Genomic DNA, 11037 nt, shown 5'->3' on the forward strand with positions numbered 1-11037 from the left:
AGTAAAGCCCATGAACAGACGCGATTTTATCAAACTCAGCGGTGCCTCCGTAATGGCTTCTTCGATGTTTCAGTTAGGTCAGGCTCTGGCAAACAGTCCGTCGCAAGATAATGATTACAAAGCCCTGGTCTGCGTATTTTTATACGGTGGCATGGACAATCATGACACCATAATTCCTTATGACGAGGCCAGTTACACACAATGGGCTGGCCACCGACAAAGTTTGCTGGGTAAATACACGACCCCACGCACACTGGCCAACCTGTTACCGATTGCAACACCCGGGCGTTTTGGCACGCGCCGCTTCGCCTTGCCCGCGGAATTAGCCGGGCTGGCAAACTTATATCAGCAAAATAAGCTGGCCGTGGTTGGCAATGTTGGTCCACTACTGAGTCCGGTTACCGCCGCTATGATTGCACAGGATACGGCACGTTTGCCATCCAGGCTGTTCTCTCACAACGACCAACAATCAACCTGGATGTCTGGCGCTGCCGAGGGCGCACAATTTGGTTGGGGAGGCTTGATCAATGATGCCCTGATGACACAAGGCCACACCGCCAATACGCCATTTAATGCCATTACGACGGCAGATGGCGCTTTATGGCTGACCGGTAAGCAAACCGCACCGTACCATGTCAGTGACGGACAAGCCGCCACCATCGAGGCATTGGAAGAATTTGACGACCATCCAGAACTGGTCGCACATTTCAGCAACCAACCTCAGAATGCGCAACAGTTTTTGCAGCAGGACGTCACCAACGCCATTAACAGTGCCTATCAGGCCAACAGCCAGTTTAATGCAGCGCAAGCTAACACGACCGTCACACTGCCAGAGTTTCCGGCAACTTCGTTAGGCAAACAATTGCAAACCGTGGGTAACAGCATTGCTGCGCGCCAGCAACTGGGGGCCTCAAGACAAGTCTATGTAGTCGCCATGGGTGGATTTGACACCCACTCCGGGCAGGCACAAAACCTGCCCAAATTGCAGGCCACACTGGACAATGCGCTGGTGGCGTTTAACACTGCAATGGAAAGCCTCAACCTCAGTGAGCAGGTCACCGTATTTACAGCATCTGATTTTGGCAGAACACTGGCCATTAATGGTGATGGCACCGATCATGGCTGGGCAGGACACCACTTTGTGATGGGAGGCGCGGTCAATGGTGGTACCATTTTTGGCGATATTCCCAACGCAGAGCTCAACCATGAACTGGATGCTGGTGGTGGTCGTCTCATCCCGACCACCTCAGTTGATCAGTACGCTGCCAGCCTGGGTCAATGGATGGGGTTGGATTTGGGCACGCTCAACGGCATCTTTCCCAATCTGAATAACTTCAACGGACCACTTTCTTTGTTTAAATGACATCAAGACTAAACGTTCCTTGTCTATAGTACGTAAAAGTAGAAGCCTGGCTCAGTGTTCAGGCTTCGGTTCATCATGCACACGTGATAGCAGAACAATAAACTCAGATAAGGACACACTATGTTTAAACACGCAATTTGTATTGGTTCCCTGCTGGCTGCCTCATTGCCTCTTCAGGCTCAAAATGATGAGCGGGGCGCGGCAAGAGCGCAACTTGAACCCAAGGGTTTCTTGTACGGCATTGGGCTTGGCGTCAGTGAAGAGATATACCAGGGCTACGACAGGCGTGTGATCCCCTTACCCATCTTGGGTTACCGGGGAGATAAACTCTCCGTGCTGGGACCGTTCATCAGCTATGAAGTGCTGGAAGTCAACGACATAGAGATCCTGCTTCAGGCTGCCCCGCGCTTTCAGGGCTTCGATGAATCGGACAGCTATGTGTTTAAAGGCATGGCTGAGCGTGACTTCTCGATGGATGCCGGTATTGGTATCAAATACGAGCGTAACAACTGGAAGTTCAACGTCTCTGCGGTACATGATGTGCTGGATAAATCGGATGGCTACGAGCTGTCAACCGGGCTTGGTAAGGTCTTTAAATCCGGTCCGTTTTTCTACGAACCCAGCCTCACCGTCAGCTATCTGGATAGCAATCATGTTGACTATTATTACGGAGTAAGACAGAGCGAAGCCACCAACGCAAGACCATACTACCAAGGCGACAATGCCACTAATGTCGCGCTGGGCTTCTCAGTGTCAACACCCATCTTTTTTGACGGTTTTACCCAACTTGCGTTTGACTACACCTGGTTTGATGACAGCATCACCGACAGCCCGCTGGTCGACAGTGACGGCAGTTTCTCAGTTCGCTTGCTGTTCAGTAAGTTCTTTTAGACACAAAAAAGCCGCAGCTCATATAGAGACTGCGGCCTGTTATGTCGGATTAGATACTTGCTGGCATACCCATACAACTAGCATAGTAAGTCGTTGTAGCTGGCCAATCAGAGAATACGCCCATTACGCCCACATCTTTCGCCAGTACATCAAGTAGTTTAAAGGTATCACCATCGTTATTAATCATACCTTCACCACGGTGTGCGCCGTTGACACTTTGATAGTACCAGCCGCCGCCAGCTGCCAGGTGGCCTGAACGCTCCAGTGTCCAGGTAATGATACCAAGGCCTGCATCACGTGCCGCTTTGGCATACGCAGATGGCACCATTTCGCCGTTTTCCTCGGTTACCAGCACCCACATAGGTGGTGCAATGATCTTCACGCCGTCTGCTGCCAGCTCAGCCATCGTAGGCGCCAATAGTTCAGGGTTGTTGACCAGTTGCTGCGGCGTAACCCCCTTTTCATTCTCCGCCGTTTGCGCTTCATAACGGTCATCCAGATAAACTGCCTGTGCACCAAATTGCGGATTTTGCGCTATCCAATAGTTGATGTCATCTCGGTTAAATGACTGTGCCCAGACGTGTTTAGGATCAACACCCGCAGCCTTGTACTCATCAATCATTTTCTGAGCATAATCCTGCTGCGAAAACCCTTCGAATGGCATAGTGACGGATGGAGACTTAAGCTCAGGCGTCATCTTAGTACCTAGCTCTTTGAACAGAGCAATACTTTCTGCGTGGGTCATTAGTGTACCCCGGCTGGCATACAAGTCAGTGCGCCAGTTCGACGTACCATTCATGTATTCTTCCACTGTGGTACCCATAGAGTTTGCAGCGTCCATTTTACCTTCAAGCGTCATAAACTCCGCCAGCGTAATGTCGCTGGTACAACACTTAGCCTGAGCCACAACGCCATTTTCAGGATCTGCCGGTACAAACGGCGTTGAACATTTCTGTGCCAGGTCAGTTTCCAGGATGTTAGTCGTGGTGTGCAGATCGCACTGAGAGTGGCGACATACCAGCTCTTTGTCTTTGGTGAAGGTTACATCACACTCCAAGATACCCGCGCCCATTTTGGCCGCTGCGAGATACGACTCTTTAGTGTGCTCAGGAAACTGCATTGGTGCACCACGGTGGCCAATTGAAAAGTCCGTTTTGTAGAAAGGACCATTTGAACATTGAGCCAGTTTGTCTTTTAACTCACCCTCATCCATGTCCTGCACCAAAAAATCCGGGCGCGTACCAACTTGCATATTGTTGGCACCACCAGCGGGTACTTCCACCACAACCGGTACTTCAATCGTTTTGATTTCTGTAATGGTATCGGTAACCACAATCGTCTTTTCAACTTCCACTACCTGAGTTTGCGTGTCTGTGGTGACAACCGCTTTTTCTACTTCAACCACTTCGGTTTTGTCGTCATCACAACCAGCAAGTAGCAAAGCTGCAATCACAGCAGAGAGAGATGTTACTTTTTTCATTGTTATTCCTAAGTTTACGTCCAAATAAAGCGTTTTTATTCTTCAAGGAAATAACAATAGAGGGACACTATTACCGAAGTAGGAACAGTCAGTGACCTTTTTATGACTCGTCGCTACTGATATTGTGCAGCTGTAATAAACTCTCCAAAGGCTTCACACCAGACAATCACAGTATTGTAATCCGCCGGATTGACCTGCTGGGGTACATCCACCACAAAGTTGCTAAAGGTTTTAATGTCACCGACTTCAACCATGGTGCTTTTGAGGCGATTAAAATCGGCTTCTGTTTCCACAAACTGAGGTGACAAATACAAACGATAATCAGGCCCCGGGGCTAGCTCGCCAAGCAAAGTAATGTGATCTTTGCTGATCGAAACCATGCCTTCACCCCAGTGTAATGCATCACTGTCTTGTAAAGATTTACGAAATTGTGCCGAATAATCTGCCCCTAAAGAGGCGGCTGTGACGGCTCCCTCGTTAGGTGCAGGTGGTGCAGTTAGAATGGGCAGCATATAGATGCCACCCGCGAAACCGGCGAATCCAACCAGGCCATGGGTAATGATGAGCGTAAACGCACGTAATGTCATAGTCTCTTTTCCTTATAGCTGATGGGCTAAAGTGTAGTACAACTGAGCGCACACTCAGGTACTCATCACACTGTGTTTTTATGACTGTACCTTTTGAGGTTACATTGAATATTTGCCCGTAGTGCAATTACCTACACCGTACATATGAGTGCTGCAAAAGTTAGACCCGATAATAAGCCAGAAAGAACGCCACGGTTTCCGCTGTAAGTACGTCAATCTGTTCTTGGGTCAGTGCGGGTTGTTGATGCAAAATCTGAGGCCAAAAGGCCTGCCCTTTTAACAGACTGATCAGCTGGGCATGTGCGCTTTGAGGATCTGCCTGACGCAACTGTCCATGTAACATGGCTTGCTTAATCCAGCGGATCAAGGCGGTTTCCTGATCAAAAAACTCGCTCATTTCAGCAGTGAAAATATCAGGGTTAAACAAACAATACCCTATCGCTACTCGGATCAGTTCCTGCAAATTCTGATTGCTCAGAAAATCCAGCTCATTCTTCAGTAATGCAGCCAGCTGTAAATCCAGTTCTGTGTCATGCACATACTCTATGTCACACGTCAAAATGTTCTGACGCCAGATTTCTTTGATGATATGCGTCACTAACTGTTCTTTGCTTTCAAAGTGATTGTATACGGTACGCTTTGAAACCTGAGCAGTTTCGGCAATCTTGTCCATGCTGGTGTCGCTGACACCATATTGCTGAAACGCGCTCAGGGCACCATCTATGATGGCCTGTCGTTTTAGCATACTGCGGGTAACTTTTACGGTCATTGTGGGTTCATTGTATGTAACTTGCTTCTGACTATTTTTACACTTACCAGTTTACTTTTCAATTTATCCTTGTTGTTCTAAAGCACGGCTTCCTTGCTGTCATTGCTTTGATACTCAATCGAATTGTGCAATCTGCTGCTGTTTCAGTATGGTCTCTATGATATGCACGTAATGATAGCGCTCAGCCAGGTCCAGTGGCGTGTCATTTTCATAGGTTTTGAGCTGCAATTGTGCGCCACCTTGAATAAACACTTTAGCTGCTTTGGTGTGTCCATGCCAGATGGCATCATGAAGCGGCGTATAGCCATTGTTTGGGCCCTGTGCATTTAGAACCAAAGAGCCACGCTTATCATCAATCAGCAGTCTGACTATATCAGCATGCCCCATATAGCCCGCCTTATGCAGGGCAATGGCGTTCATAGGGTAGCCCGGTATTGTCTGGTCAGCATTATGCGCCAGTAGCAGTTCTACCACACTGCCATACCCTTCTCTTGCAGCAACCAACAATGGGGTGTGCAAGTCATTGCGGTTAGAATAGACGGGCCGGCGCTGATTAACGTTCTGACCAGCTGCGAGTAACGCAGTGATCTGAGTAACTTTCTGCGCTTCACTCAACGCGCTACTTTCAACTACATTGAGGATCTTCTGTTGCGCTAACATGGCCTGTTGCTGAGCACGTTTGTGGGCAAAAAGCGCCGCCAGTTCGTCATAACGGCGTGCTTCACTGGCTATAATTTGTTTGTCCCAGCCTCCAATTAACTGCTCAGCCTTGGCACCCGTTGGCGTTGTCAATTCGATATTCAGTTCGGGGTGTTTGAATAATTCAATAATGTTGTCTGGCTTTGAATACCAGGTTGCTATCATTAACGGCGTAAAACCGGAGCGCGGTGCCTGTAAGTTGATAAATGCGCCTTCTCTGATCAGCAGTGCCAATATCTGAGTATGATCGGTCTGCGCAGCGATATGTAACGGACTGTTTCCCATTCTGGAATCCAATTGATTGACATCTGCCCCGGCACTCAGCAAGCGCTTTACCAGTGATATATCGCCACTGATCACAGCCTGATGCAACCTGGGTAACTCAGGCTTTGGAGTGGCATGTGCAAAAGAAGAAAAAAGCACGAATACAACCGTGATGAATAAAGATACTTTCATGAGAATTAACCTTGTCATAATACGCACTACTTTGCCTGCTCGGTTGCCATAACCTGATAGTCTGTAATCTGAACAAGGTTGCCGACCAGATTAACCTGCCAGACTTCGTTAACCAGTAAATTTACTGCCTGCCCGCCTAAAGGTGAGTCTTTATAGTTCTCGGCTATCAGCCGAACACGTAATTCAATCCGATATGACTCCTTACCTTTCTCTCTCACCTCAATTTGTTCAACTAAATGCTCGCAGCCGGGCTTAAAGGTGCGCCTCGCTGCTGTGTACCAATCTCTGAATCCCTCATGGCCCTGATAGTGATCCCCCATCATGTCGAGCGTAATGTCTTCAGATAAGGCGCGGATGAACTCCGCACTGTCAGCAGGCAATACGTCAAATCGGGCAAACCACTCCCTCACAAACCGCTCAATCTGTATGGCCGGATCATGTATCACATTTTGAATACGTTCGCACAAACGCGATGCATGTGCTTTAGCTTTGCTCTGTACGTCCGATAACTCGTTGTAAACCCCGGGTATATACACCATGCCATGGGTATAAACGGGTTCAATAAATTGCATACCGGTTAAATACACTGTTTGCTGTAAAGGTCGGAGCATTTGTTCAATTTCAAAGTGGTTATAGCCAAGTGGATCGTAAGATGACTCAGGCCCGCCCACTGTGAACGATAAAATGCATGCCTTCCCTTTGAGTTTGTCGCCACTCGCACCATATGCAAAGTTATAACTCAGCACATCATCCAGCCATTTTTTGAGTAATGCCGGCACTGAATACCAGTAAAAGGGAAATTGCAGCACAATGACATCTGCCGACAACAACGCTTGCTGTTCGGCTTCAACATCAATATTGAAATCTGGATAGCGTTCATCTAAACGCCGAATTTCCACCTCGGAGACAGCCTGAGAAATTTCATCCAGGATCACACGATTGGTGTTTGAAGCCGCCAGGTTTGGATGCCCGGAAATCACGACCACTTTGCTCATAGTTACCTCTTTGCAAAAACTTAATCAACACCGGCCTAAACACGGCTTTGTCATAATCTGGCAAACAGTATATTGCGCCCAATTACTAAAAATTAGATGCCAATTAACTAATAAATTGATAGCTTATAGCTAATAATAAAATGATGAGTTACCGCATATGAATGGCGCAGCTTTTAACCAGTTGATTATGTTTCACACCATTGTGCTTGAAGGAAATATCACCAAGGCAGCCAAGAAGCTGGAACTGGCTTCCCCTTCTGTCAGCAATGCACTCAAAGCACTGGAAGCGGAACTCGGCCTGCCCTTGTTTACCCGAACGACTCGTCGCATTGAATTAACCGAAGCAGGTCGATTGCTGTTCGAACGTACCTATGACTCAGTGAATGATCTCAGCTCTGCGCTGGAAGAAGTCAGTGATCTGGGCCAGATCCCGTCTGGCAAAGTGAGACTGACTACACCACGATTTGTTTACCAGTACTTACTCAAACCGATATATGCCGAATTTTGCCTGCAATACCCAGAGATCGATCTGGAAATATCGGTCTCCGATGCGGCCATTGATATTCTCAAAGAGGGATTCGATCTGGGCATTCGCTTTGGTGATCGGGTTGAAGAAGGCCTGGTAGCGAGAGCACTTACGCCCGCCATGAAAGAAGCCTTATTCGCTTCTCATGATTATGTTGCACGTCATGGGCAGCCCGAAAGTCCTGACGCGCTGAGGCATCACAAGCTAATCAACTATCGGTTTATCGCATCAAACCAGATAGCGCCTTTATACCTAGATCGCAATGGGGAAAGGCTCAGTGTAGACATGCCAAGTGCTCTGACTGTCAACGACACCGATCTAATGCTGGATGCAGCCCATAAAGGGATAGGCATTGGCCGCATTGTTGAGCCTATGGTGGCCAGCCAGTTCGCAACAAACACCTTGGTACCGATATTGCCAGACTACTGGTGTCCGTATGCACCGCTCTATGTATACTTTCACCGTAACAGCCAAAAAGCCAGGCGCGTACGGGTGTTGATCGACTTTTTACTGGCACATTGTGGTAATAACAGGGCATAAGACACAACGCCCCTGGCATGGCTGACTTTTTAGTGAATTTAACGCAAATATTCTAACTTCTATCATCAAATGGCAATAATCTTGATACACTATAACACTATTGCAATTTTATGAATTTAAACACTTCATGACTCTTTCACATATAAAGCCTGTTGCGGCCTTATTCACACTACTGTGTGCCGCACCCGCGCTATCGCATGGTCATCAGAAACATGCCACATCGAAGCAGCCATTGCGTGTTGCAACCTGGAACATTGAACACCTTTCTGCATCTGATAACACAGGCTGTAAGCCAAGAACCGCAAAAGACATTCAAGCCCTGAAACAGTACGCGCAGTCACTTAATGCCGATATTATTGCACTGCAAGAAGTCGCGTCAGCTTCAGCCGTGCGCCAGGTATTCAGTGAAAAAGACTGGCACGTAGTGATGTCAGACAGGGCCGACAGTAAGACATACACCTGTCGTAAAAGTGGCAATAACTCGACCCAGCAAAAAATCGCCTTTGTGGTAAAAAAACCACTGACCGTTGATAAGGTTGTGCAGCACAGTGCTTTCTCAAAAGTGAAACCAGGTCTTAGAAATGGGCTAGAGATCCAACTGACCTATCAAGGTGAAACGCTGCATCTTTTGAATGTACACCTGAAAAGCGGCTGTTTTGTTGATGACTACCAGCGTTCAGATAAAGAGGCTTGTAAGCTGCTGTCAAAACAAGCCCCGATACTGGACGGCTGGGTTGAACAAAAAACCAAGGTAAAAACAGACTTTATCGTGCTCGGAGACTTTAATCACCGCCTTACGGCACCATACAACCGCCTCAGCCGAGATTTATATTTTCCACAAGGTGCCGCAAATACCCAGCCCAACAACATAGACAACGCGCCTTTGTTCAATGCAAATCAGATGCTGACTGGCTGCCACCCCTACTATCCAGCGCCCATCGACCATATTCTTGTGGCTAAAACACTCAAAGACCAGTTTCAGTTAGGCAGTGCGCAGTTTCACTATTTCGCAGACATGACCCCACAAAACATGCTTGCGGATCACTGTGCGCTGAGTATCGACCTTAAATAGTCATGTATAGGTGGGCCGGCTTGTGCGGGCCCACACCTATGACACTAGCCAAGCGCAAGCGTACTCTGGGTCCTACGCGTGTGTACAGCGCCGTAAATAAGCCAGGCACCAACCATAAAATTGGCCAACGCCAGCGCCCAGATGATGCCCTGAAAACCATTAAGCTGAGCCCCGATATATGCACCAGGTAAGGACAAGGCAAACAATCGAACCAAAGTCACATTCAGTGCCAGGTCGGTGCGGCCAATAGCATTACAACAACTCACATACAACATCACCCCTGCCAGCGCGGCATAAGATATTGGTAAAATACACATGGCCAGTTCAATAGAGTGGCTCACAAAAGACTGTTTACAGAAACCAACTCCCAACATGTCGGCGCCCCAAAAAAGCACCAACGCAATGAGACTCTGCCAGACCAAACAGGCAGCCAGTGCCTGCTTAATACCTCTGCGTACCCGTAGAGATTTATTCGCAGCCCAATTTTGACCAACAAAAATGGGGAGTGACGTTGTCAGTACCATAGGCAGCAATAATGCAAGCGGCTCTATACGCATGACGACGCCAAATGCGGCCACGGCATCACTCCCCTGCGAAGCAACAATCATCATTAATAACAACTGAGCCAGCGGCGTAAGCAACTGCATAGCCACGACGGGCACAAACAGCCGGAATAAACGGCGAAATGCTTGTCGGCTACGCTGTGATAAAAGGTGTACTTTGAGCCTGATATTTTCTTTAATACGCAATAAATACAGCGCATAAAAACTGGCACTCGTTGCAGCTGCAAAATGGGCAACCCCCAGTCGTTCCAGGCCACTCAGCGATAACGCAGATTGCGCCCAGGGCATAAACAGTGCAGCGCTAATAAGGATTTGTAAACCTGCAAACATCACCAATAACTGTGCAGCGCCGCGCATATTGCCAAATGCCCTAAGTACGCCAAACACTACCATTACAACAAAAAAGAAAACGACTGCGCCCAGTCGATATTGCATATAGCGTTCGAGTGTCGGCCAGACTTGCTCACGAGCAGAAAACTCAGCAAACCCCAGCATGGTCAATATCGGTTTTAAACCAAGCCATATAGCAATCGCCAAACTTGCACCAGTCAATACAGTGAATATCAGACTTACCGCAGCCAGCTGCTCAACCTCTTTTGCTTGCGTTAACCGGGTCGCCACAACAATCCCCAGACCAATTGCAAATGCAAACAAAGTGGCCTGAACAGGTAAGGTATAACTCATCGCTGTGAGTTCTTCTACACCCAAACGAGAAGCAAAATAGAGCTCCATTAAGTCGGCGCTAAACAATGCCAGAATTGCCCACAGCATAGGCAGAGTCAGTTGCTTTAGTACTGCGCTGGTAGAGCCTGTTAATATCCAGCGCTTGCGCACAGCTCGTTTTCTTTGCTTATCACACACCTGAAGTGGCTCGCCCAGGCTCAATGCCGGTGACTTATCTGATCCCATAATGTAGTAACTTGCTCCCTGAATAACACGGTGTTTTATATATGATTTAATTCGTCGCCAGCATTTAACCTGACCGCAACTGGCCACCAATAAACCTGACCCGAATCTGGCGAGAGAGTTCACAAAAAGTAAGGGCGAATTCGATTAATGGACAAGATTGGGGGGTGAATAACTTATGGGTGTCACA

10 protein-coding genes are annotated in these 11037 nt (G+C 47.9%); 4 read left to right on the plus strand and 6 right to left on the minus strand.

What is annotated here, in order from left to right; genetic code table 11:
• The first annotated feature begins 10 nt into the window (after positions 1-10).
• Positions 11-1363 carry a DUF1501 domain-containing protein gene (locus tag CWC22_RS12570; protein WP_125561761.1) on the plus strand — a complete coding sequence of 451 codons (1353 nt, stop codon included), beginning with the start codon at positions 11-13 and terminating at the stop codon, positions 1361-1363.
• Between the two features lie 120 nt (positions 1364-1483).
• Positions 1484-2254: a MipA/OmpV family protein gene (locus CWC22_RS12575; protein WP_125561763.1), complete on the plus strand. Its 771-nt coding sequence runs from the start codon at positions 1484-1486 to the stop codon at positions 2252-2254.
• Positions 2255-2303: 49 nt separating this feature from the next.
• Here CWC22_RS12575 and CWC22_RS12580 read toward each other — a convergent pair whose 3' ends face one another.
• The 5 genes from CWC22_RS12580 to CWC22_RS12600 all read right to left on the minus strand — a co-directional run bounded on the left by CWC22_RS12580 (position 2304) and on the right by CWC22_RS12600 (position 7240).
• On the minus strand, positions 2304-3734 hold the full coding sequence (locus CWC22_RS12580) for a glycerophosphodiester phosphodiesterase family protein (protein ID WP_138537757.1): 1431 nt from the start codon (positions 3732-3734) through the stop codon (positions 2304-2306).
• Between the two features lie 113 nt (positions 3735-3847).
• A complete protein-coding gene (locus CWC22_RS12585; protein WP_138537756.1) occupies positions 3848-4321 on the minus strand; it encodes a DM13 domain-containing protein in 474 nt (157 codons plus the stop codon).
• 160 nt (positions 4322-4481) lie between these two features.
• Positions 4482-5090, minus strand: coding sequence for a TetR/AcrR family transcriptional regulator (locus tag CWC22_RS12590; RefSeq protein WP_125561766.1), 609 nt, complete (start codon positions 5088-5090; stop codon positions 4482-4484).
• Between the two features lie 114 nt (positions 5091-5204).
• Positions 5205-6245: an ankyrin repeat domain-containing protein gene (locus CWC22_RS12595; protein WP_171045035.1), complete on the minus strand. Its 1041-nt coding sequence runs from the start codon at positions 6243-6245 to the stop codon at positions 5205-5207.
• Positions 6246-6271: 26 nt separating this feature from the next.
• A complete protein-coding gene (locus CWC22_RS12600; RefSeq protein WP_138537754.1) occupies positions 6272-7240 on the minus strand; it encodes an NAD(P)H-dependent oxidoreductase in 969 nt (322 codons plus the stop codon).
• A 157-nt stretch (positions 7241-7397) separates the two neighbouring features.
• Here CWC22_RS12600 and CWC22_RS12605 point away from each other — a divergent pair, with 157 nt between their 5' ends.
• Positions 7398-8306 carry a LysR family transcriptional regulator gene (locus CWC22_RS12605; RefSeq protein ID WP_138537753.1) on the plus strand — a complete coding sequence of 303 codons (909 nt, stop codon included), beginning with the start codon at positions 7398-7400 and terminating at the stop codon, positions 8304-8306.
• A 127-nt stretch (positions 8307-8433) separates the two neighbouring features.
• Positions 8434-9378, plus strand: a complete 945-nt coding sequence (locus CWC22_RS12610; protein ID WP_138537752.1) for an endonuclease/exonuclease/phosphatase family protein — start codon at positions 8434-8436, stop codon at positions 9376-9378.
• A 44-nt stretch (positions 9379-9422) separates the two neighbouring features.
• Here the strand turns inward: CWC22_RS12610 and CWC22_RS12615 are convergent, their stop codons facing one another.
• Positions 9423-10850, minus strand: a complete 1428-nt coding sequence (locus tag CWC22_RS12615) for an MATE family efflux transporter (RefSeq protein WP_138537751.1) — start codon at positions 10848-10850, stop codon at positions 9423-9425.
• Positions 10851-11037 lie beyond the last annotated feature (187 nt).

The sequence above is a fragment of the Pseudoalteromonas rubra genome, assembly GCF_005886805.2.
GTDB lineage: Bacteria > Pseudomonadota > Gammaproteobacteria > Enterobacterales > Alteromonadaceae > Pseudoalteromonas > Pseudoalteromonas rubra_D.